Raw genomic sequence first — 247 nt, forward strand, 5'->3', positions numbered from 1 at the left:
GTCTTTAGCTGCGCCTTGATCTCAGCGCGTTCCTCATCGGTCTTTGCCGAGATGTAGGCTTGCCGCAATTTCTGACCTGCGCGGAACGCCTCGGCCAGTGCCTTGTCGCCTGCCGCAACTGACCAGATTCGCACTTCGTGAGCAGAGTAGTCGTATCGAATCATCAGGTATCCGGGTGTGGATACGAACATCTTCGTGATGATCTTTGCGAGCTTTCCCCGGCTCGGAATCTGCTGAAGGTTAGGTC

The 247-nt window shown here is 55.5% G+C and carries 1 protein-coding gene; it reads right to left on the minus strand.

The window, feature by feature from the left end:
* Positions 1 to 247, minus strand: a 247-nt coding sequence (locus AC1RPV_RS08135; protein ID WP_481764258.1) for a DNA polymerase, incomplete at both ends; no start/stop codon positions are given.

This window comes from Dellaglioa sp. CoH-55-MRSF-9, from assembly GCF_056782155.1.